A 21,823-nucleotide genomic window follows, 5' to 3' on the forward strand; every position below is an offset into this window, starting at 1 on the left:
TGGATGTGCTTTTGTTGTGGAATAAAAATATTATTTTTTGAAACCAAATAGTAGTTCAGCGTATCTAATACAATGAAAGGAGGGATACGATGGATGAGATAAAATTAGTGAAAAAAGCAAAAAAAGGTAATGATGAGGCCTTTAAACAGTTGATTCGTTTATATCAAGATCAGCTATATCGCACCGCTTACTTATATGTAGGGAATAAAGAAGATGCGCTAGACGTTGTACAAGAGACTGTATATAAGGCGTATTTGTCTATCGAACAATTAAAGAAACCAAACTATTTTTTAACATGGCTCACGCGTATTCTTATACATAATGCTTACCGATTGCTAGGTGAGAAGAAAAAAATAAAGGAAATGGATGAAGGAAAAGCTGTAGACACATACATTCAAGTATCAAATACGTTACAGCAAGTTGAACAACAAATTGATTTGCAGGAGGCAATTCAAAAGTTAGATGAAAATTATCAGACAGTAATCATTTTATATTATTATTATTATTTTTCAATAAATAAAATTGCTTGGCAAATGAATATCCCTGAGGGAACTGTTAAAACATACTTACATCGCGGAAGAAAATCTTTAAAAAAACAACTAGGAGGGAGTGAGGAGAATTGGATAAACAGTGGTTTCATGACGAAATAAATCAAATTGATGTTCCTGAGGAAGAAATGAGAATGGTGATTAAACAGGGAATTGCAAGAGCGAAGAAGGACAGGCCGATGAAAAAGAAGTATAAAAAGAGAAAAATTATGCTTTTAACAGCAGCATCAATCTGTATAGGAGTATTAGGGTCTGGGTTTGTTTTTCCGCAAATGAGTCGTGTCCTAGCAGAAGTGCCGATTATCGGAAAAGTATATTCGTATTTTCATGATTCAATTGGAGAAAATTTATCAGAAAGTAAATTAATAACAGAGTTACATGAACAAGCAGTGAGCAACGGAATTAGCGTAACGATGAATAGTGTGTATTATGATGGTGATAGAATTGGCATTACATTTCAGGTAGATAATCCCGAACAAGTGAAGATAAGTGATACTCCTGCAAATCGTTTTTATTATGATTTTAAACTTGTTGATGGAAGTCAAAAATGGGGAAGTTCAGCTTCATTTGATGGAAGAATCACAAAAGATGGTTGGTTCGGAAATATTCACATTGATTATCCAGAAAAAGAGCTCCCTAAACATACAACATTACCGATTACAATTACATCGATTGGAGATACAAAAGGGGTTTGGAAGTTTGATATTCCAGTGAAACAATTGGAGAATAAAGAAATCCATCTTCAGCAAGCTATTAGTAGTAAAGATAAAGAACATATATTTCATTTTGAGAAAGTAACAATAGGTAAGCAATCTATGGCCATTGATTACAAAGCGATTTATCCACTTGCTGGAGAAAATGATTTAGCGAGAATTGGAAAAGTAACAGATGATAAAGGAAATGAAATCGATTTTAAAATGTCAGGTATGGAATTTGGACGAAACAAGGTAGGGAATCAAGTGGAATCTGATGAACGATCGATTTTTGGGAAAATTCCAGAGGATGCGGCTTTTATTACATTACATCCAAATGTGCAATTGTCTGAAAAAACATCCATTCAAAAATTAACGCAAAAAACACCATTTGAAATCAAAAGTACTCGTAGTGATATAAAGATTCTTATCAATAAAATTGAGCATAAAAAACAACGCTTAACCGTGCAGTATGAATTGCAAAATGTCGATACAAAACATAAATCGTTAGATGAATTGATCAATTATGGAGAAGTGATGAATTTAATAGATTCTTCCTATTTGGATAAAGAGTTTGCACCGATTGGTCATGTCATAAAGGGAAGTAATGTGAAAGTATTGAATAAGAAAAAGTTACAATTTCAAGCGACATTTCAGCTAGATGGGGAATATGGTGTAAAGAATTTTAGTCTAAAAAATTATGTGTTAGAAATAGAAATGTCACCGTATCATCCTGAAAAGATACTGCCGCAAGTTAAAGTGCCTCTTAAATAGGAGGATATTATTTGTAAGCTATCCTCTTTTTCTTATTTATTTCGTTATTTTATCCCGCTATTTTAGGGCAGTAAGACTCCCACCTCAAGATTCAAAGAGAAGCAAGGAAGATAGGTGGGAGTAGGGCTGCCCGTAACAGCCCGATTGGTGAGGGCTCATAATCAGTGGGGGATGAAGAAAACCCCCACTGATTAAAGTTTCACTTTATTGCAATGCGACCTTCATCGAAACAAGAAAGTTAGGTGCAAGTTCATAATTAGTAATGTACGAAGAAAATCCTCAATAATTTAAGTGTCACTTTATTACACCGAGGTTACAAATTTGTAATATATGGAGTTTCGACCTATTTGGGTTGCTTTATTGAGAAATATATATTTTAATATGAGTGGCACACCTTATAAAGTAACAGATTTATAAGGTATGAAACTGAGATTGGAATCTTGTATAATCACAGAGTAGTTTTGTGGGAAAATATGCTTTAATGAGTAAGAGTTTTTATCTGTTGCATGATTTCCAATTAGACGTTTATAGCTTATCTACCACGCTATGTTGTTTCTTAACATATCTTTTTAGTGGGGATATGATTGCCCGTCATAAGCGGGGAAAAAAGAATATAGAAATAGAGGAATCGGATCATGAATATGCAAGAGGTTTATAAATACTTAAGTGAAATATTACCAGAGAATCATGTGAAGCAAGATGAAATGTTGAAAAATCATACGCACATCAAAGTCGGAGGTAAGGCGGATGTGTTTATCATGCCTACTAGTTATACGGAAATTCAAAAAGTTGTAAAATATGCAAGCGAGCACAATATTCCCATTACATTTTTAGGGAATGGCTCTAATGTCATTATAAAAGATGGGGGCATCCGTGGTATTACATTAAGCCTAACTCATATAACGGATATTACTGTGCAAGGAACATCAATCATAGCACAAAGTGGTGCGGCGATTATTGATGTTTCAAGAGCAGCGCTAGAACATTCTTTAACAGGCCTTGAGTTTGCATGTGGTATTCCTGGTTCTGTAGGCGGTGCTTTATATATGAATGCTGGTGCATATGGTGGTGAGATCTCCTATGTATTAACAAAGGCACTTGCGATGACAGAAGCGGGAGAACTTATAACTCTTACAAAAGATGACTTTGAATTTGGATATCGTAAAAGCACATTTGCTAATAATCATTACATTATATTGGAAGGTACATTTGAGCTTGAAAAAGGTAATTACGCAGAGATTAAAGCGAAAATGGATGATCTGACATATAAAAGAGAATCTAAGCAACCGTTAGAATATCCTTCATGTGGTAGTGTTTTCAAACGTCCACCGAATCACTTTGCAGGAAAGTTAATTCAAGATTCTGGACTGCAAGGAAAGAGAATCGGTGGTGTAGAAGTTTCTACAAAACATGCTGGATTTATGGTCAATGTTGATAACGGAACAGCACAGGATTATATCGATTTAATTCATTTTGTGCAAAAAACAGTAGAAGAGAAGTTTGGTGTAAAGTTAGAAAGAGAAGTAAGAATTATTGGGGAAGATTTATAAAGTGAAACGCTATAGTCAGCGGTGATTCATTCGCGTGATGGGAAACTACTGCAAAGCCAGAAGTTACGACAGTTATCCTTTCACTTATTGATGTACCTTTATCAAGTGAATAGATACATGTTCATCTTTATTTGAGATGATAAAAAGTATTGAAAGGAAAAGTAGGAGTGAGGAATAATCCTTGCTTCTATTTTTTATACACAATTTCGACACAAAAAATCAGTATATTAGGACAATTTTGGAGGGTTATTCTATTTTTATGACGAATAAAGCTATGTATATAAAAAAGCCTAAATCATAAGAGGTATGATTTAGGCTCATGAAAGGATTAGTAAGCTAAGCTGAATAATCCTTTAATGTGTGATAAGTAACGAACGTTACTTGCTTCTTTCATTAATGATGCTGGTAAGCCTTTAAGTGGAGTTGAGCTTGCGCCAATAATAGCAACAGCATCTTTACGTCCTAGGCTTGCAAGTGTACCAGAGTTTACTGGTTTAAACTCTTCAAGAGCTTTTCCTTCTAGTGCTGCGTATAAGTTGTATCCAATTAGTTCACCCATTTGCCAAGCGATTTGTGCAGTTGGTGGGTATGGGCGGCCTTCTGGACCGAATACAACAGCGCTGTCTCCAGCAACGAATACATTTTTATGAGAAGTAGATTGTAAGTAGTCATCAACAGTTGCACGGCCACGGTTCACTTCAAGACCAGATTCGCCAATTAATGGGTTACCTTGTACGCCACCTGTCCAAACGAATGTGTTCGCAACAATCTTTTGACCGTCTTTTAAGTCGATTGTGTTACCTTCAACATTCGTTACAGGAAGACCTGTTAAGAATGTAACACCGCGTGCTTCTAAGCTAGTTGTCGCACGTTCAATTAAATCGTCTGGTAATACTGGAAGGATTTTTGGACCTGCTTCAACAAGAAGTAATTTTACTTCTTTTGGATTTACGCCGTAGCTTTTTGCAAGTTTAGGCATAATATCAGCAAGTTCACCCACTAGCTCAACGCCAGTTAATCCGCCACCGCCGATTAAGATTGTTGCATCAGCTTCATTTTTCGTTTTTGCGTATTCACGAATGCGATCTTCCACATGTTTAAAGATTTTGTTTGCATCGGCAGCAGATTTTAATACCATGCTGTTTTCTTCTAATCCTGGAATACCGAAGTAAGCAGTTTTACTTCCTAAAGCAACTACAAGTGCATCATAAGATAAAGTAGTGCCTCCAACTAGTTTTACTTCTTTTTTATCTACTGAGAAAGATTCAACTGTTGCAATTTTAAGATCGATATCTTTTCCTTTGAAAAGTTTTGTAAGCGGCATTGCAATTGCTTGCTCAGAAACATTACCTGCTGCTAAGCGGTGTAGTTCTGTGATGATTTGGTGTGTTGGATATTGGTTAATTACTGTAACTTGTGCTTCTGATTTGCTGTAATATTTGCGTACATTTAAAGCGGCAAGAAGCCCGCCATAACCAGCGCCTAAGATGACAATTTGTTTTGACATAGTATGATATCCCCCGTCTTTACTAATTGTTGTTATAAGATAAATTATTTATTATTGCGTTCTGCACTAATTTGAAGATAAGCATTTACAAAGCGGAACATTTTTTGTGCTTGTGGATCTTTTAGTAACTTTAATAAACCAAAAAGACCGATAACTTCAGTGCTTTCTTCAGCACGATCTTTTGCTTCAATAGCAGTTGCTGCCATTGTTTTTACAGTATCTTTTACAGGTTCTACAATCTCTTGAATTGCACCAACAGTGTCGCTTTTTAATACTTCATCATTTGCAACAGTTTGTGCGAAATCATAAGACTTAGTTAAAATGTTAACAAGCTCAGTTAATTTTGGAAGCTGTTCTACTAGCGTAGTTAATGATTGCTGCACTTCAGGTTTTAATAACTGGTCAAGTACATCTAGTTGTTCTTGGCTAGCAGAAATTTGTACAGATTCTTGTTCAGGCTTTGTTTGAGTGATAGTTTCTGGCATCTCCAATTCTCCTTTACGATAACAATACTCTTATTTTGTGGAATAAGTATCCCGAATATAGGTAAGAACAGCAAAAAAATGCAAAACTTTATACAAAGCTTCACAAAATGAGATCAATGCCTTTAAATTTCTAATTACAGTTGAAGAAATTTAAAATCATAAGGTCTTACCTATTATTTATGAACTTGTCCGATACATGACTTGTCCGCATAATAGAAAAGTTCCTTTATCGGCAAGTGTATAATATATATATCTTTTATTATATACTATATACACTTATGTTAACATAAAAAATGATTCGTAACTATATGGATTTGATTCCATAACTTAGTGATGACAACGGAAGAGAGCAGACATTTTATTTTAGAATTCTTTAAAATATAGTCGAATATAGAGAAGAAAGAGGAAAAATGAGTAAGTTTTGTTTATTTTTCTTTTTTTGATTATAGTTCGCGCGTTACATAAAAAGAATGAAGAGGCTTTTGACGCGAGTAAAATATGGAGAGAAGATTTAAGGATAGTTATATCATTTTATATTGATGTTAAAAATAAGAAGTGGTATGAAAAGATGAGTTTTTTGACACAAGATTATAGTTCAAGTAAAGGCGAAGAGCGGAACCTATCAAGTGCAAGCAACTGGTTAAAGGTCGTAAATGAAAAAGGGGATAGCTCATAAGGGAACGGCGACAATTCAAAATGCAGTTGTACTACGTGAAAGGAGCAAGGAAAAAACAGGCTCAGAATTAGCTATGAGCTAGAAAAAATCTGAAGCGCAAAATCATCTACACCTTACAAGAGATAAATGAGTGGATGGTTTTGGATGGAAACTATTATATAAGAAGTAAAACTCCCACCTCAAGATTTTAGGTGGGAGTTTTACTTTATTATTCTGCTTCAGAAACAACTGTGAAGCGTTCGTTTTCGTGTTTTGGATTTTCGATTTCATCAAGTGTTGCTACAGCGAAATCTTCATAACTTACATAGCTATCGCCTTTTGAGTTAACAAGAAGGTGATCTTTACCAGCTTTATAAGAACCAGTACGTTTTCCTAATGTGAATAGAGCAGAAGGGCTAATGAATGTCCAAGTGATATCATTTGTTTGTTGTAAAATTTCTAAGTTTTTGCCTTGGTTTTGAGCAGTTGGAAGATATTCTGCTGGGAAACCTGGTGTTTCAAATACTCGTGTTGTTTTTGCTTCGTCTACAAATAGACTACCAGCGCCGCCGACAACAATTAATTTTGTATGTGGTGCACCTTTCATTGCTTCAATTAATACGTTTCCGGCATCAACGTGAAGATGCTCTTTACCAGCTGGAGCGCCAAATGCGTTCACAACTACATCGAATACTTGAAGGTCATTGGAAGTAAGATCGAATACGTCTTTTTCTAATACTTTTACATTCTTGTCTGTAATTTTTGATGCACTTCGTACGATTGCAGTAACTTCATGACCGCGATCAAGTGCTTCTTTCATAATGCGACTTCCAGCTTTTCCGTTTGCTCCGATAATTCCAATTTTCATAAGAAATCCCTCCGAAATTTTATAAAATAAGTAGTAACGCTATATATCTAAAGGTGGATAGATAGTTTTATGCTCAGGTTGTTTTATCAATCTGATGTAATCATTATAGTTACAGCTTTATTGTTTGTCAATTCCATTGTATGAAAAATAATTATGCCCAGTTTGTTTAGAAAATAAACGATGTTATAAATAATTACACTATCATGTCATAAAACCTAACATTTTTTTGTCGAAACTTGTTGATTCTTAAAATTTTTTAGAATATAATTTTCTTATTGTTAAGAGAGGGGAAGTGATTTGATGGAAATGTTAGCGAGATTGATTACGGATATAAATAATGTTCTTTGGACATATATTATGATTGGGATGTTAATTAGTATTGGTATTTATTTTTCTTTACGAGTTAATTTTGTTCAAATTCGCTATTTTGGTGAAATGATTCGCTTACTAGGAGATGGAGCGAGTTCGAAAACACGTAAAGCACAAAAGGAAAAGAGTGGTGTTTCTTCGTTCCAAGCGTTTTGTATGAGTACAGCTTCTCGTGTAGGTACAGGTAATTTAGCAGGTGTAGCAATTGCAATTTCAACTGGTGGACCTGGGGCTGTGTTTTGGATGTGGCTGATTGCGGTAATTGGTGGTGCATCTGCTTTTGTAGAAAGTACATTAGCGCAAATTTATAAAGTGAAAGATGGAAATACGTTCCGTGGGGGACCGGCGTATTATATGGAAAAAGGGCTAAATAAGCGCTGGCTAGGTGCTATTTTCTCTATTTTAATTACAGTTAGTTTTGGTTTGATTTTTAATGCTGTACAGTCAAATACTGTAGCAGCAGCATTTGATGGCGCATTTCATACAGATAGTAGATTAGTCGGGGTTGTAATGGCTGGGCTGTTAGCAATTATTATTTTTGGTGGGGTAAAACGAATTGCTCGCGCCGTCGAAATGATTGTTCCTGTTATGGCACTTATTTATATAGGAGTTGCCCTGTTTGTAGTCATTACAAATATTACAGAGATTCCAAGCTTATTTAAAGAAATTATTTTACATGCTTTTGGGATTAAAGAAGTTGTTGGTGGTGGATTTGGAGCGGCTATTTTATTAGGGGTAAAACGTGGATTATTTTCAAATGAAGCTGGTATGGGGAGTGCGCCAAACGCAGCAGCAACTGCGAATGTAACACATCCAGTCAAACAAGGATTTATCCAAACATTAGGGGTATTTACAGATACATTGTTAATTTGTAGTTGTACAGCATTTATTATTTTATTATCAGATGTATCAGGATTAGCTCATACAAATGGTATCCAATTAACACAACAAGCATTAAGTCAACATATTGGACCTTGGGCATCTATTTTTGTAGCAGTCGCGATTTTCTTATTTGCATTTAGTTCACTTGTTGGGAATTACTATTATGGTGAAACAAATATTGAATTCTTAAATGGAAGTAAAGGGATATTAATCGTTTACCGAATTGCAGTGCTTGGTATGGTTATACTTGGTTCTGTAGCTACAATTCAAATTGTGTGGGATTTAGCAGATTTATTTATGGGAATTATGGCTGTTATTAACTTAGTGGCGATTGTATTTCTATCTAAGTTTGCCTTTACAGCATTATCAGACTATGTAAAACAAAAGAAACAAGGAAAAGACCCAGTGTTTCATGCAAGTTCGATTCCAGGGCTAGAAAATACAGAGTGCTGGGAAGATTCTAAAGTAGAAGGAAAAGAACAAACTATGTAATAAGGAGGTATCAGAGAAAATCTGATACCTTTTTTGTGGATTTATAAAAGACGAACATTAATAAGTTTTTTATGTTTATTGTAATTTTTTTCGGAAATATAAGGATGTGAATTTAAATTTATGTTAGAATGGTTAAGGCCTTTGTAAATAGGAGATAAATTGATTTTTATTGATATCATATTCGTTTTTATGTAAAAGATAAAAGTTCGGATTATTGATTATTTTGTATGGTCAGACGTTCAATGTTTAATAATTTACTAAAATGTTGAATAAGTTTTAAACGGAGGATTTTATATATGAAATTTGTTATGTTTCTTGTAGGATTACTTGTTGTATTTATACTTGGTTTTCTTATAAGTACAGATCGAAAGAAAATTAAGTATAAACCAATTGCGGTGATGCTTATGGTTCAATTGGCATTATCATATTTCCTATTAAGTACACAGATTGGGTATATTTTAGTAAAAGGAATTTCTGATGGATTTGGAGCATTGCTCACATATGCTGAATCTGGAATCGTTTTCGTATTTGGAGGTCTTGTGAATAAGGGGGAAACGACATTCTTCCTCACAGCGTTATTACCAATTGTATTCTTCGCTGTATTAATTGGGATTTTGCAACACTTTAAAATTTTACCGCTATTCATTCGTTCTGTTGGTTTTCTGTTGAGTAAAGTAAATGGTTTAGGAAAACTAGAATCATATAATGCAGTAGCAGCTGCAATCGTTGGTCAGGCGGAAGTATTTATTACGGTAAAAGATCAATTAAGTAAAATTCCAAAGCATCGTTTATACACACTTTGTGCATCTTCCATGTCAACAGTATCGATGTCAATTGTTGGTTCTTATATGAAAATGATTGAGCCAAAATATGTAGTAACAGCACTTGTACTAAACTTATTTAGCGGATTTATTATTATTCATATTATTAATCCGTATGATGTTACAGAAGAAGAAAACACGTTAAAATTAGAAAATAAAAAGAAGCAGTCATTCTTTGAAATGTTAGGCGAATATATTATGCTTGGCTTTACAATTGCAGTAACAGTAGCAGCGATGTTACTTGGTTTCGTTGCATTAATTACAGCAATTAATAGCTTGTTCGATGCGATTTTTGGAATTACATTCCAAGCTATTTTAGGATATATTTTCTCTCCTCTTGCATTTGTAATGGGTATTCCAAAATCGGAAGTGGTAACAGCGGGTCAAATTATGGCAACAAAATTAGTATCAAATGAGTTTGTTGCGATGCTTGATCTTGGCAAAGTGGGAGGGGAATTATCTGCTCGTACAGTCGGAATTCTCTCTGTATTTCTCGTATCTTTTGCAAACTTTTCATCCATTGGAATTATCGCAGGAGCCACGAAAGGAATCGACGAAAATCAATCAAATGTTGTGTCATCGTTTGGATTACGCCTTGTATATGGCGCAACCTTAGTAAGTATTTTATCAGCAATTATTGTTGGTGTAATGTTATAAAGGACAAAAGCAGTGAGCATAAACTCACTGCTTTTGTCTATAAGGGAAAAATTATGTTGCATTTCTGTTAGATAACGCTTACAATTTGTGTTGTAGGTGGTATCCATTTCAGACTTTGAGTAAGGTAGGGAAGAAGAGACCGCTATTTGTAAATTGCAATTTATGTAAACGCTTACTGATTTTGAGTTTTTTTATTTTTTAACATTAGTAGTCAGACGTCATTCGTTGGACAACCGATAACACATGGGAAGTGGGGATTCACATATGAAACTAGTAATGTTTCTAATTGGTTTACTGGTAGTATTTGTACTAGGCTTTCTTGTAAGTTCCGATCGTAAGAAAATTAAATATAAACCAATTGCAATTATGCTTGTCATTCAATTAGCGTTAGCCTATTTCTTACTAAATACAAAAATAGGATATGTGTTAGTAAAAGGAATTGCAGATGGTTTCGGCGCTATTTTAAAATATGCAGAAGAAGGGGTTAATTTTGTATTCGGTGGTCTAGCAAATGATGGACAAGCACCATTCTTTTTGACAGTACTATTACCAATTATTTTCTTAGCTGTATTAATTGGAATTTTGCAGCACATTAAAATTTTACCGATTATCATTCGTGCAGTCGGTTTCGTATTAAGTAAGATTAATGGTTTAGGAAAACTAGAATCATATAATGCAGTAGCAGCTGCAATTGTTGGTCAAGGTGAAGTGTTTATTACAGTAAAAGATCAATTAAGTAAATTACCGAAAAATCGTTTATATACACTTTGTGCATCTTCCATGTCAACAGTATCGATGTCAATCGTCGGTTCTTATATGAAAATGATTGATCCGAAATATGTAGTAACAGCACTTGTATTAAACTTATTTAGTGGATTCATTATCGTTCATATTATTAATCCATATGATGTAAAAGAAGAGGACGATATTTTAGAATTACAAGAAGATAAGAAACAAACATTCTTTGAAATGTTAGGCGAATATATTATGCTTGGTTTCTCTATCGCTGTAACAGTAGCGGCAATGTTAATCGGTTTCGTAGCATTAATTACAGCAATTAACGGTGTATTCGATTCGATTTTCGGAATCACATTCCAAAGCATTTTAGGATATATCTTCTCACCATTAGCATTTATTATGGGTATTCCAACATCAGAGATGCTAACAGCAGGACAAATTATGGCAACAAAATTAGTAACGAACGAATTCGTGGCAATGCTTGACCTTGGAAAAGTAGCTGGTGATTTATCAGCTCGTACAGTAGGTATTTTATCAATCTTCCTTGTATCATTTGCGAACTTCTCATCTATCGGAATTATCGCAGGTGCAACGAAGAGTATTGATGGCAAACAAGCGAACGTTGTATCATCATTCGGATTAAAACTTGTATATGGTGCAACATTAGTAAGTATCTTATCAGCGGTTATCGTTGGGGTTATGCTTTAATTCGTAAGAAAAGCAATGGGCGTGGGCTCATTGCTTTTTGGTTTGGCGTCTTCTCATTTAGATGTTTCGAACCTTTTGGAAAGCTTTGTGACATGTGCTTCCATAATATCTTGTAAATCAAGGTCGTATTTCTGTGAAAGAATAATAAGGTTCGCTAGTACATCTCCAAGTTCTTCTTTTAGTTCTCGTGCTAATTCTTCTTGTCCTTTTGTTTGTTCATCAGGGCGATCTCGTCCAATTTCAATGGCACGCACAACGCGGGACACTTCACCTACTTCTTCTGTTAAGAAATTTAAGCGAATAAAGGCATTATATTGTAACCAGTTTCGTTTTTCATAAAATTCCTCGATCCATCTTTGAAATTCAACTATATTCAATTCTTTCCCATCCCCTCAATATGTTGTACAATGTTTATTGTATCATAACAATATATAGCTTTGGGGTGTAGGTATGAGAAAGATTTGTGTATTTGCAGGTTCGAACTTAGGAGAGAGACCCGAATTTAAAGAGCAGGCTATTAAACTTGGACAAATGCTTGTCCAAAATAATTATGAGCTAGTATATGGCGGCTCACGTGTAGGGTTAATGGGAGAAGTAGCAAATGAAGTGTTACGTCTAGGTGGACATGTTACAGGTGTTATGCCTCGTGGATTATTTCGTGGAGAGATTGTTCATGAAGGATTAACAGAATTCATTGAAGTAGAAACAATGCATGAGCGCAAAGCGAAAATGGGAGAACTTGCAGATGCATTTATTGCGTTACCTGGTGGATATGGAACGTTTGAAGAATTATTTGAAGTGGTATGCTGGTCGCAAATTGGAATTCATGATAAACCAGTTGGCTTATTAAATGTGAAAGGTTTTTATGAGCCGATTTTGCAAATGGTAGATCGTGCAGCAGAAGAAGGATTTATGAATCCATCTAATAAAGAATTAATCGTTTCAGCAGATGATGCAGAAGAATTGTTGCGACATTTGAAACAGTATCAGCGCCCTGTAATGGGGAATAAGTGGAAACAATTATCATAAATAACGAATTCAAAAACGCATGTTTTTTAACATGCGTTTTTGAATAGAGAGATAAGATAGAAAGGGGAGGAGAGCTCTTCAGTAGAATCAATGAGAATATGAATCACAATGAAACGCCCCAAAAAATTTGGGAGCGTTTCATTGTGAAGTGTATTTTCATGACCTAGCGGCCGGCTCTTTGTGTCTAAGGTTCTTCCGTATGAGAAAGTAAAGAGCGCTTTCTGTACGAAAGAACCTTATCTGTCAGGGCTGGTCAGTCGGATCCGCGTTTCGTGTATTATTTGTTTAAGAATGCACGTAGCATCCAAGCGTGTTTTTCTAGTTCTGTGTAAATACCGAGTAGTAAGTCAGATGTTGTTTCGTCGTTTGCGTTTTCAGCAATTTCCATGCCTTTTTTGAGTTCGTCTAACATCATTTCATAGTCTTTCAAGATTGATTCAACCATCCCTTCTGCAGTTTCTCCATAAGAAGCTTCTTGAACAGAAGATAGTGTTAAGTATTCTTTCATTGTTGCTACTGGTTTGCCGCCGATTGCTAAAATACGTTCTGCGATTTCATCAATGTGTTCAGCTGCTTCTGTATAATATTGTTCGAATTTTTCATGTAGGACGAAGAATTGAGGTCCTTTTACGTACCAATGGAAGTTGTGTAGTTTTGTAAATAGTACGTTCCAGTCTGCTACTTGTTTGTTTAATACTTCGATTACTTGTGTATTCATATGATCAATCTCCTTTTTAATTATTATTTTATATCGATTACTAATTTATAATTATTATAATCTAGTAATTGGTATAAATCAAGCTTTTAAAACAATATTTTAAAAGATTTTTTGAATGAGATGCAATGTTATATAGGAATATACGTTTATTTTTCTTCTTGTGGTGGCATATATATAGAAAAAGGGGATGTAGAAAGGGGAATGGAGGAAGATGGAACTCCAGTTTCAAAATGTGTATCAGCAAGCTGGAAATTGGTACGTGCTGGATGCAGAGTTTCCTTGGGATATTCAACAAGTGAAAAGCGATGTTTTTTCACTCATTGATAAGTGTGAAATTCCTGTTATTTTTTGCGATACGTGTGAGACGAATGAAGTTCTTTTAATGTTAGGAGAAGAGGAAGAAGAATTTTTATTTCCTTTGAACGGATTTTATCATAAAGAAAAAAGACTCATTTTTATATGTAGGTGGGAACAATATGAACAAGTGCTCAAAACGTTGTTACATGAGTTTCGACACTCTATGCAGCATGAACAGAATGTTTTATATATAGATACAGAGGCATATGAACGACGATGGATAGAAAGAGATGCTCGTACATTTGCTGAACGAAAAATGAATGAGTATATAAGAAGGAAAATAAACTAAGGCATAGTGATAAAATCTACTATGCTTTCGTTTTACTTATTAAACTTTAGTAATTGACATTTTTAAAGTTTAGTTCTAAACTAATGATATGAAATGAGCGAGGTGATGGAATGAAAACAGAGGATAGACTTGGTTTGTTATTATGGTTCCGTTTATCGCGCTTTTATAACAAAAGTATTCGTGAAACAAATCAGCATTTAAAGAAATGGAGTTTGTCTGCTGCACAGTTTGATGTTTTGGCTCAAATTGGTGGACAAGAACGATTAACACAACAGGAACTTGGAAAGAAGTTATTTGTTACGAAAGGGAATATTACGCAGCTTTTAAGTAAGATGGAAAAGTTAGGATGGATTCAGCGGGAACGGGAAGGGACGACTAAATATCTTTCGTTAACAGAAAAGGGAAGAGCGTTATATCAAGAAACTGTTCCACCGCAAGAAACATTTCAAGCAGAACAATTTGGAAAGTTAAATCATAAGGAACAACAACAATTATTAGAACTACTTCGAAAGTTACAATAAAAAATTTTAAGAAAATATCTCGAATATGAGATAAAATGAGGTGAAGAATATGTTTCAAAAAATTGATCATAAAAATATGGGAAGAGCAAATCACGGTTGGTTAAATACACATTTTCATTTTTCATTTGCAGACTACTATAATCCAAATAATATGAACTTCGGTGTGCTTCGCGTTATAAATGATGATTTAGTAGCAGCACAAACAGGATTTGATATGCACCCACACCGTGATATGGAGATTATTTCTTACGTTGTAGATGGAGCGCTAACGCACCAAGATAGTATGGGAAACCGCGGTACAATTGAGCGTGGGCATGTTCAATATATGAGTGCTGGTACAGGGGTATTTCATAGTGAACATAATTTAGGAAATGAAACATTGCGTCTATTACAAATTTGGATTCTACCAGACTATGCTGGCCATAAGCCAAACTATGGAGAGTTTAAATTTGATTGGAATAAGCGTGAAAATACATGGTTCCATATGGTGTCCCCAGTTGATGGTGATGCACCAATTACCATTCACCAAGATGCAAATGTATATTCTTTATCATTAGAAGCAGGAAAAGAGATTCGTTTCCCTGTAAAGGAAGGACGTCAAGTTTATCTTGTACAAATTGAAGGAAGCGGTATTGTAAATGGTGAAACACTTGTCATGCGAGATGCAGCGGAAGTTGTTGAGGAGGACATCCGTATTCAAGCAAAAGAGCAATCACATTATTTGGCGATTGAGATGAAAAAACAATAAGAGATATGACTTATAAAAAGAAGTAGGGCATGAAAAAGATGCGCTACTTCTTTTATTTTCTGTTTGGTATGGAATTGTAAGAAAATTGTTTCTCAACATTTGGTGAAAGGATATATTTTCCTTTTTTTGAAATATATAAGGGTGTCAAAAAATTTTTGGGGAATGGGGAGTGCTCGTTTGAAAAAGAAAATTGTTTCGTCCGCATTAGCTCTATCTGTTATTGCTTTAGGATTTGGGGGATTAGGGACACCAAAAGCACAGGCAGAAGAACAAATTCAATATCACCAAAAATTTAAAACGCCTGCTTACATAGGTGAAGAATGGAAAGCACCAGAAGGAGTAGATAAAAAAGAATCTGTCTTTCAATATTTAGAGAGTAAGAAAGCAATGTTCAAATTAGCCGGAAATGTAGAAAAACATTTCAATATTGTTGGGGAAGAGAAAGATGAGAACTCGGGGACAACTCATGTGAAGCTAGTTGAGAAATATAATAACATTCCTGTATATGGGTCAGATCAAACGATCACATTTGATAAAGAAAATAATGTGAAGGCTTTTTTCGGACAAGTCATTCCGAATTTAGAGGATAAAAATATTCCAACTGCAACAAGTATTACGGATGAACAAGCTGTAAATATTGCAAAGGCAAATATTGAAAAAGAAATTGGAAAAGTGAGTCACTATGATGGTGTGAAAAAAGATTTATACGTGTATGAAAAAGACGGAAACTACTATCTTACTTATCTTGTAAAAGCATCTATTTCTAAACCAGCTCCAGGATATTGGCATTATTTTATTGATGCAACAAATGGAAACGTGATTGAGAAATATAATGCAATCGATCATATTACAGGCTTTGGATATGGTGTATTAGGAAACAAAGAATCATTTGAAATTGCTCAAGATGAGAAAACAGGTGCATATAACTTGTTTGATGGTAAACGTGGGCAAGGTGTTCATACATTTGACGCAAAAAATATGGATGAGAATTTATTTATGATTTTATCACAGTGGCTTGGTTATACAGGAGAGGAAATAGAGAGTAAATCCAAGTTCTTTGAGGATAAAGCTGCAGTTGACGCACATGTAAATGCCGGAAAAGTATATGATTATTATAAAAAGACTTTTAATCGCAATTCTTTCGACAATAAAGGTGCAAAGCTCATTTCTGCTGTTCACGTAGGTGAGGCTTGGAATAATGCAGCATGGAATGGTGTACAAATGGTATATGGTGATGGAGATGGAAAAACATTTATTCCATTATCTGCAGGATTAGATGTAATTGGTCATGAATTAACACATGCTGTAACAGAATATACAGCGAATTTAGTTTATCAAAATGAATCAGGTGCATTGAACGAATCGATATCGGATATTATGGGCGTTATGGTTGAGAAGAAAAGCTGGGATATAGGGGCTGATATTTACACGCCTGATATTGAAGGAGATGCTCTTCGTTCTCTGAAAGATCCAGCTTCGATTCCAAATCCGTTAAAACCAGGTGAAGGGTACCCAGATCATTATAGCAAACGTTATGTAGGGCCATATGATAACGGTGGCGTTCATATTAATAGTAGTATTAATAATAAAGCGGCATATTTAGTTTCTGAGGGCGGAGAGCATTACGGTGTAAAAGTAACTGGCATTGGCCGCGAAGCGACAGAAAAAATTTACTATCATGCGCTTACGAAATATTTAACTGCAAATGCTGATTTTAAAATGATGCGTCAAGCTGCCCTGCAAGCTGCTGAAGATTTATATGGTGAAAATTCTAAAGCGGTACAAGCTGTAGACAAAGCTTATGAGGCGGTAGGTGTAAAATAATAGGGGAAAAGACCTGACTCAGCTGAGTCAGGTCTTTTGTACATTAGTCACGAATGCCAAGAGCGATTTTTGCCATACGGGACATACGTTCTTTAGACCAAGGCGGATTCCAAACAACATTTACTTCTATTTCGTTTACTTCAGGTACATTTGTTGATAGTACTTTTTTTACATCGGATACAATTTGCCCAGCCATCGGGCAACCGATAGAAGTCATCGTCATGGTAATAACAACGTTATTTTGTTCGTCAGCGGTAACATCGTATACTAAACCAAGATTGATGATATCAACGCCTAATTCAGGATCAATCACAGCTTCCAAGTTTGCATATATCTTATCTTCAAATTCTTTTGACATGCAGCACACTCCTAATATTAGTGATAGTCATTCTCATTATAAAGGAAAAAAGATAAAGATGCAGTGAAATAGCTCACACTGTTTCATGGAACCCTTTCTATAATGGTGGTAAGTAGCAGAAAGGAGCATACATATAGATTATATGGGAAATAACGCGAGCTTGTGAATATCGCTACATATGTGGAGAATCTCGTGCGAGAGCATCTGCAGTAATAGAAAGTGTTTAAGAAAGTAAAAAAATCCAGGCTTCTTTAAAAGGAATACCTGGATAAGAGGGGAATTATTCTGTTTTAAATCGCGATACGAGCGTATCTAATTCTTCTACTGTTCGTTTCATTTGACTTGCTGTAGAAGTCATTTCATTCATAACAATTACTTTTCTTTCCGCTGATTTTGCAGTTTGAGTCGTTTCTGCTGATACTTCATTAGCGATAGAAGCAATGTTGTTAAGAGATGCATTCATTTCTTCGGCACTTGCTGCCATCTCTTCCGCTGTTGCAGAGATATCTTGTATTTGTGTAGAAACATGGTTTACTTGTTCCACAATTGTTGTAAAGGAATCTCCAGCTTTGCGAATGACATGAATTCCTTCTGAGGATTCTGTTTGTCCTCGTGACATCATAGAACTTGCTGCTTCTGTATCATTTTGAATTTGATGCAATAGCGTGTTAATATCAGTTGCAGCTGTTTTAGATTGTTCCGCAAGTTTGCGGACCTCATCTGCGACAACCGCAAATCCTTTTCCTTGTTCCCCAGCGCGAGCAGCCTCGATAGAAGCATTGAGAGCAAGTAAATTTGTTTGTTCCGCAATGTTAGAAATAGATTGCAATGCTGTATCGATATGTTTTGTATGAGTGATTAGACGTTCGACAACTTCTGATGTAGCATTGACTGCTTCATGAATTGTTGTCATTTGTGTAATCGATTTCTGAATAACGGCAGTACCGTTATTGGCATGATCTGAAGTAGTAACAGCTAACTCTGCAACAGAAGAAGCGGCTTCCGCAATGCGCTGCACATTAATGGACATATCATCCATAGCAGTAGAACTTTCTTCCATGCTAGAAGTTTGAGATTGAATACTTGTTTCTAATTCAGACATGGTCCGCTGAACTTTTAATGTAGCTTCTCGTGATGTATTCGTTTTTTCGAGCATATTTTCAGAAGCTGTTTGAACTTCCTTAGATGTTTTTTGTACTCGATGAATAATGTGCTGTAAATTTTCTAACAACTTATTAAAGGAAGTAGCAATTTCGCCAACTTCATCATTACTGTTTACTTGTAAACGACCTGTTAAGTCCCCTTCTTGAGATGCTAATTCTTTTAACTTTATATCAATTTGTTTAATTGGTTTAACCAGTTTATCAGAGAACCACCATGCAAGAATAATGGCAACAATACTACAGATAATAAGAGATAACAATACAACATATTCAATGATCGATGAGAATTGGTCGATTTTTTGAATAGATTGTTCACGTAGTTTTGCTTGTTCATTGCTATAGTTTGTGAAATCACCTATTACTTTATAGACAGTAGCATTTTCTGTTTCAGCAAGTTTAATCGCTTCTTCCCACTTCTCCTCTTTTGCAAGTGGAAAGACTTTTGTTGCAATAAACTCTCTCCATTTCGCCCCTAGTTGCATTGTATCTTTTAGCTGTTGAGTGGCATGAGAGTCCGCAAGAAGTTTGTCCTTTGTACTTTCAATGTATTTACTCATTTCATGAAATTTGTCGATTTCCACTTGATCATGTTGTAACAAATAACCACGTAGAGCAGAAAGTTGCACTTGATAAGCCTCTCCATGTTCCTTTAATTCTGTTGCTAAAGGGGAGATATCTGTTTGTAATGTCTCGGCTTTTTCGGATTGATCGGTAGCGAAAAATAAAATAAGAGCTAATGCAATACCGAATAAAGCACAAGTTGCTATCATCATGAATATCAATTTTTTGCGAATACTGATAAAACTCATATGATAAAACCTCCTTTTAATCATTCTATTAAGATTTTTTTATATAAGAATTTAAAAAGCTTTATTCCGTATCTTTTGGAATAAAGCGTTCTTTCCATTAGGAATTATAGCAGACAGTCATTCAAAGAGGAAAGCATAAGATATTTCTTTTCGAGATATATGTAAATCAATGATAAATAATAAAAAAGAGAGACAAATGAAAAGTCTCTCTTTCAATCTATTATGAAGTTGTTTTAAAATGTGCAACAAGTGCTTCAAGTTCCTCTACAGTAGCTTTCATCTCGGATGACTTTGTAGCGACTTCTTTCATTACATGAACTTGCTCGCCAGCTGAATTGGATGTTTGGGTTGTATCAGCTGCCACCTCATTTGAAATGGAGGCGATATTATTTAAGGATGCATTCATTTCTTCAGCACTTGCAGCCATTTCTTCAGCAGTAGCAGACATTTCTTGCATTTGTGTAGAAACGCCATTTATATGGTTAACAATTGCTGAAAAAGAAGAACCAGCAGTACGAATGACCGTAATTCCTTGAGATGCTTCTGACTGCCCTTGTGTCATCATATCATTTGCAGCTTGTGTATCATTTTGAATTTGACGTAATAAATGGTTAATATCAGTTGCTGCTGTTTTAGATTGTTCAGCCAGTTTACGAACTTCATCTGCGACAACCGCAAATCCTTTTCCTTGTTCCCCAGCACGAGCAGCTTCAATGGAAGCATTTAAAGCTAATAAGTTTGTTTGTTCCGCAATATTAGAAATGGATTGTACAGCTGTATCAATATGTTTTGTATGTGTAATTAGGCGTTCTACAACTTGTGATGTAGCATTGACTGCTTCATGTATTGTATTCATTTGTGAAATTGATTTTTCAATCACTTTGCCACCATCGTCTGCTTTTTCAGCGGTTGTCATTGCTAATTCTGCGACAGATGAAGCAGATTCCGCAATGCGCTGCACGCTTTTCGACATGTCGTCCATAGCAGTGGAGCTTTCTTCTATACTAGAAACTTGTGAACGAATACTATCATCAAGAGATACCATTGTATCTTGGATTTGTGAAGACGCATCCATAGAAGCAATGGTGCTAGAATACATGCTTAGCGATGCTTCTTTTACGTTCATAGATGTTTGTTGTACCTGTTGAATAATATGTTGTAAATTTGCGAGCATTTGATTGAAAGAATGAGCGATGTTGCCAATTTCATCTTTACTATTTACGTCTAATCTTGCTGTTAAATCACCATCTTTAGAAGCTAATTCTTTTAATTTAGAATCAATTTTTTGGATCGGTTTAACAAGCTGGCCGGAGAACCACCAAGCTAATAAGATAGAAATAATCGTACATGCAATAAGCGAGAAGAAAATAATATATTGGATGAATTCGGATGAAGTATGAATATCTTCAATTAATTGATTTTGTTTTTCTTTTTCTTTATTTGCATATTTCGTAAAGCGATCCAATAAATCATTGACGTAATCCGTTTGTTCTATTGCAATTTTGGAGGCCTCCTCCCATTTTCCTTCACGTGCAAGCGGAAGAACTTCATTATCAATCACACTGCGCCATTTTCCCCCCATTAAAATAGCTTCTTTCATCCCTTCTGACAGTTTTTTATCACTTGTCACTTCTTTGCGTGTATCTGCTAATTTTTTGCCTTCTCGATTAAATTTATCTAATCCTTTTTGATCATGAGATAGTAAGTATTCCTGCAGGCCAGCAACTTGTGCTTGAAACCAATCTCCTCTCTCTTTTAAAATAATAGCTCGTTTTGATACTTCGGATTTTAAGGTTTCAGCCTTGTGCGTCTCACTTATTGCATAGGAAAGAATAATAATGAGTGCAATACTAAATAAAGAACATATACCTAAAAACATGAAGAGAAGCTTTTTACGAATTCCGATCTGTTTCATAATTCCCCCACCTTTAAAACCGATTATTATAATTAATTGATATATATGAAAAAGAATTGAAACACTTTAAATGAAGAAGTGCTTCATATTCTAGTACAAGTATAGCAGATTATAGGGATTCAATACCTAATTTATGGGAATGTTCGTAAAATGTTTACATTTCTATAGTAAAAAATATAAATAAAAAACTATTGTATTTCTAGAACACATCATGTATACTTCTAATTAGTTGATATTGATAATCGTTATCAATGTCGATTGAAACATTACTCTTCGTTATGTTAGTCATACCCCTTTTGACTACGTAAAGTCAGAGACAAAATGTTGAAATACCTTGTGTCCTATT

At 35.0% G+C, this 21,823-nt stretch carries 20 protein-coding genes and 1 pseudogene; 13 read left to right on the top strand and 8 right to left on the bottom strand.

The window, feature by feature from the left end; translation table 11 throughout:
* Window positions 1–89 precede the first annotated feature (89 nt).
* From MR063_RS13095 to murB, 3 genes are all read left to right on the top strand, one after another.
* Window positions 90–650 carry a sigma-70 family RNA polymerase sigma factor gene (locus MR063_RS13095; RefSeq protein ID WP_242198353.1) on the top strand — a complete coding sequence of 187 codons (561 nt, stop codon included), beginning with the start codon at window positions 90–92 and terminating at the stop codon, window positions 648–650.
* A complete protein-coding gene (locus MR063_RS13100; protein ID WP_242198355.1) occupies window positions 620–2,014 on the top strand; it encodes a DUF4179 domain-containing protein in 1,395 nt (464 codons plus the stop codon). Before MR063_RS13095 ends, MR063_RS13100 begins: the two co-directional genes overlap by 31 nt.
* A gap of 635 nt (window positions 2,015–2,649) precedes the next feature.
* The gene (gene murB / locus MR063_RS13105; protein ID WP_242143940.1) at window positions 2,650–3,564 is read left to right on the top strand and encodes a UDP-N-acetylmuramate dehydrogenase; all 915 of its coding nucleotides are present in this window, start codon (window positions 2,650–2,652) and stop codon (window positions 3,562–3,564) included.
* A 328-nt stretch (window positions 3,565–3,892) separates the two neighbouring features.
* Here the strand turns inward: murB and MR063_RS13110 are convergent, their stop codons facing one another.
* Entirely contained in the window at window positions 3,893–5,071 is a 1,179-nt protein-coding gene (locus tag MR063_RS13110; RefSeq protein WP_242143952.1) for an NAD(P)/FAD-dependent oxidoreductase, read from the bottom strand.
* A gap of 44 nt (window positions 5,072–5,115) precedes the next feature.
* Window positions 5,116–5,556, bottom strand: coding sequence for a DUF1641 domain-containing protein (locus MR063_RS13115; RefSeq protein ID WP_242143954.1), 441 nt, complete (start codon window positions 5,554–5,556; stop codon window positions 5,116–5,118).
* 439 nt (window positions 5,557–5,995) lie between these two features.
* Between MR063_RS13115 and MR063_RS22170 the strand changes: the two genes are divergently transcribed.
* Window positions 5,996–6,232 carry a hypothetical protein gene (locus MR063_RS22170; protein WP_396021839.1) on the top strand — a complete coding sequence of 79 codons (237 nt, stop codon included), beginning with the start codon at window positions 5,996–5,998 and terminating at the stop codon, window positions 6,230–6,232.
* Window positions 6,216–6,314, top strand: a pseudogene (locus MR063_RS22175) (thioester domain-containing protein); the annotation flags it as partial. The gene MR063_RS22170 and the pseudogene MR063_RS22175, both read left to right, overlap by 17 nt.
* A 126-nt stretch (window positions 6,315–6,440) precedes the next feature.
* Here MR063_RS22175 and MR063_RS13125 read toward each other — a convergent pair.
* Entirely contained in the window at window positions 6,441–7,079 is a 639-nt protein-coding gene (locus MR063_RS13125) for an NAD(P)-dependent oxidoreductase (RefSeq protein ID WP_242198357.1), read from the bottom strand.
* Window positions 7,080–7,379: 300 nt separating this feature from the next.
* Here MR063_RS13125 and MR063_RS13130 point away from each other — a divergent pair, with 300 nt between their 5' ends.
* The 3 genes from MR063_RS13130 to MR063_RS13140 all read left to right on the top strand — a co-directional run bounded on the left by MR063_RS13130 (window position 7,380) and on the right by MR063_RS13140 (window position 11,746).
* Entirely contained in the window at window positions 7,380–8,822 is a 1,443-nt protein-coding gene (locus MR063_RS13130) for an alanine/glycine:cation symporter family protein (protein ID WP_242198359.1), read from the top strand.
* 296 nt (window positions 8,823–9,118) lie between these two features.
* Window positions 9,119–10,300 (top strand): NupC/NupG family nucleoside CNT transporter, encoded by a 1,182-nt coding sequence (locus tag MR063_RS13135; RefSeq protein WP_242198361.1) that lies wholly within the window; start codon window positions 9,119–9,121, stop codon window positions 10,298–10,300.
* A 264-nt stretch (window positions 10,301–10,564) separates the two neighbouring features.
* The gene (locus MR063_RS13140; RefSeq protein ID WP_242143964.1) at window positions 10,565–11,746 is read left to right on the top strand and encodes a NupC/NupG family nucleoside CNT transporter; all 1,182 of its coding nucleotides are present in this window, start codon (window positions 10,565–10,567) and stop codon (window positions 11,744–11,746) included.
* A 53-nt stretch (window positions 11,747–11,799) separates the two neighbouring features.
* Here the strand turns inward: MR063_RS13140 and MR063_RS13145 are convergent, their stop codons facing one another.
* The gene (locus MR063_RS13145) at window positions 11,800–12,123 is read right to left on the bottom strand and encodes a MazG-like family protein (protein WP_242198364.1); all 324 of its coding nucleotides are present in this window, start codon (window positions 12,121–12,123) and stop codon (window positions 11,800–11,802) included.
* A 73-nt stretch (window positions 12,124–12,196) separates the two neighbouring features.
* Between MR063_RS13145 and MR063_RS13150 the strand changes: the two genes are divergently transcribed.
* The gene (locus tag MR063_RS13150) at window positions 12,197–12,775 is read left to right on the top strand and encodes an LOG family protein (protein ID WP_242143966.1); all 579 of its coding nucleotides are present in this window, start codon (window positions 12,197–12,199) and stop codon (window positions 12,773–12,775) included.
* A 277-nt stretch (window positions 12,776–13,052) separates the two neighbouring features.
* Here the strand turns inward: MR063_RS13150 and MR063_RS13155 are convergent, their stop codons facing one another.
* Complete coding sequence (locus MR063_RS13155; protein ID WP_242198367.1) at window positions 13,053–13,493, bottom strand: Dps family protein; 441 nt, start codon at window positions 13,491–13,493, stop codon at window positions 13,053–13,055.
* Window positions 13,494–13,704: 211 nt separating this feature from the next.
* Here MR063_RS13155 and MR063_RS13160 point away from each other — a divergent pair, with 211 nt between their 5' ends.
* The 4 genes from MR063_RS13160 (at window position 13,705) to MR063_RS13175 (ending at window position 17,232) form a co-directional block, all read left to right on the top strand.
* Entirely contained in the window at window positions 13,705–14,139 is a 435-nt protein-coding gene (locus MR063_RS13160) for a DUF3920 family protein (protein WP_242198370.1), read from the top strand.
* A gap of 110 nt (window positions 14,140–14,249) precedes the next feature.
* Window positions 14,250–14,660 carry a MarR family winged helix-turn-helix transcriptional regulator gene (locus MR063_RS13165; RefSeq protein WP_242198373.1) on the top strand — a complete coding sequence of 137 codons (411 nt, stop codon included), beginning with the start codon at window positions 14,250–14,252 and terminating at the stop codon, window positions 14,658–14,660.
* Between the two features lie 49 nt (window positions 14,661–14,709).
* Complete coding sequence (locus MR063_RS13170) at window positions 14,710–15,408, top strand: pirin family protein (protein WP_242198376.1); 699 nt, start codon at window positions 14,710–14,712, stop codon at window positions 15,406–15,408.
* 177 nt (window positions 15,409–15,585) lie between these two features.
* The gene (locus tag MR063_RS13175) at window positions 15,586–17,232 is read left to right on the top strand and encodes a M4 family metallopeptidase (protein WP_242198379.1); all 1,647 of its coding nucleotides are present in this window, start codon (window positions 15,586–15,588) and stop codon (window positions 17,230–17,232) included.
* Window positions 17,233–17,275: 43 nt separating this feature from the next.
* On the opposite strand, the gene MR063_RS13180 is transcribed toward MR063_RS13175, so the two are convergent.
* The 3 genes from MR063_RS13180 to MR063_RS13190 form a co-directional block, all read right to left on the bottom strand.
* The gene (locus tag MR063_RS13180; RefSeq protein WP_012096071.1) at window positions 17,276–17,590 is read right to left on the bottom strand and encodes a metal-sulfur cluster assembly factor; all 315 of its coding nucleotides are present in this window, start codon (window positions 17,588–17,590) and stop codon (window positions 17,276–17,278) included.
* Window positions 17,591–17,870: 280 nt separating this feature from the next.
* A complete protein-coding gene (locus MR063_RS13185) occupies window positions 17,871–19,562 on the bottom strand; it encodes a methyl-accepting chemotaxis protein (protein ID WP_242198382.1) in 1,692 nt (563 codons plus the stop codon).
* 220 nt (window positions 19,563–19,782) lie between these two features.
* Window positions 19,783–21,477 (bottom strand): methyl-accepting chemotaxis protein, encoded by a 1,695-nt coding sequence (locus MR063_RS13190; RefSeq protein WP_242198385.1) that lies wholly within the window; start codon window positions 21,475–21,477, stop codon window positions 19,783–19,785.
* Window positions 21,478–21,823 lie beyond the last annotated feature (346 nt).

Source organism: Bacillus cereus group sp. BfR-BA-01492, assembly GCF_022662815.1.
Taxonomy (GTDB): Bacteria; Bacillota; Bacilli; order Bacillales; family Bacillaceae_G; genus Bacillus_A; species Bacillus_A cereus_BD.

What these genes read in the sequence shown, in the direction of transcription:
- MR063_RS13095 (WP_242198353.1), top strand. Translation starts at nt 90, where the DNA reads ATGGATGAGATAAAATTAGTGAAAAAAGCAAAAAAAGGTAATGATGAG.
- murB (WP_242143940.1), top strand. Translation starts at nt 2,650, where the DNA reads ATGAATATGCAAGAGGTTTATAAATACTTAAGTGAAATATTACCAGAG.
- MR063_RS13110 (WP_242143952.1), bottom strand. Translation starts at nt 5,071, where the DNA reads ATGTCAAAACAAATTGTCATCTTAGGCGCTGGTTATGGCGGGCTTCTT.
- MR063_RS13115 (WP_242143954.1), bottom strand. Translation starts at nt 5,556, where the DNA reads ATGCCAGAAACTATCACTCAAACAAAGCCTGAACAAGAATCTGTACAA.
- MR063_RS13125 (WP_242198357.1), bottom strand. Translation starts at nt 7,079, where the DNA reads ATGAAAATTGGAATTATCGGAGCAAACGGAAAAGCTGGAAGTCGCATT.
- MR063_RS13130 (WP_242198359.1), top strand. Translation starts at nt 7,380, where the DNA reads ATGGAAATGTTAGCGAGATTGATTACGGATATAAATAATGTTCTTTGG.
- MR063_RS13135 (WP_242198361.1), top strand. Translation starts at nt 9,119, where the DNA reads ATGAAATTTGTTATGTTTCTTGTAGGATTACTTGTTGTATTTATACTT.
- MR063_RS13140 (WP_242143964.1), top strand. Translation starts at nt 10,565, where the DNA reads ATGAAACTAGTAATGTTTCTAATTGGTTTACTGGTAGTATTTGTACTA.
- MR063_RS13150 (WP_242143966.1), top strand. Translation starts at nt 12,197, where the DNA reads ATGAGAAAGATTTGTGTATTTGCAGGTTCGAACTTAGGAGAGAGACCC.
- MR063_RS13155 (WP_242198367.1), bottom strand. Translation starts at nt 13,493, where the DNA reads ATGAATACACAAGTAATCGAAGTATTAAACAAACAAGTAGCAGACTGG.
- MR063_RS13160 (WP_242198370.1), top strand. Translation starts at nt 13,705, where the DNA reads ATGGAACTCCAGTTTCAAAATGTGTATCAGCAAGCTGGAAATTGGTAC.
- MR063_RS13165 (WP_242198373.1), top strand. Translation starts at nt 14,250, where the DNA reads ATGAAAACAGAGGATAGACTTGGTTTGTTATTATGGTTCCGTTTATCG.
- MR063_RS13170 (WP_242198376.1), top strand. Translation starts at nt 14,710, where the DNA reads ATGTTTCAAAAAATTGATCATAAAAATATGGGAAGAGCAAATCACGGT.
- MR063_RS13180 (WP_012096071.1), bottom strand. Translation starts at nt 17,590, where the DNA reads ATGTCAAAAGAATTTGAAGATAAGATATATGCAAACTTGGAAGCTGTG.
- MR063_RS13185 (WP_242198382.1), bottom strand. Translation starts at nt 19,562, where the DNA reads ATGAGTTTTATCAGTATTCGCAAAAAATTGATATTCATGATGATAGCA.
- MR063_RS13190 (WP_242198385.1), bottom strand. Translation starts at nt 21,477, where the DNA reads ATGAAACAGATCGGAATTCGTAAAAAGCTTCTCTTCATGTTTTTAGGT.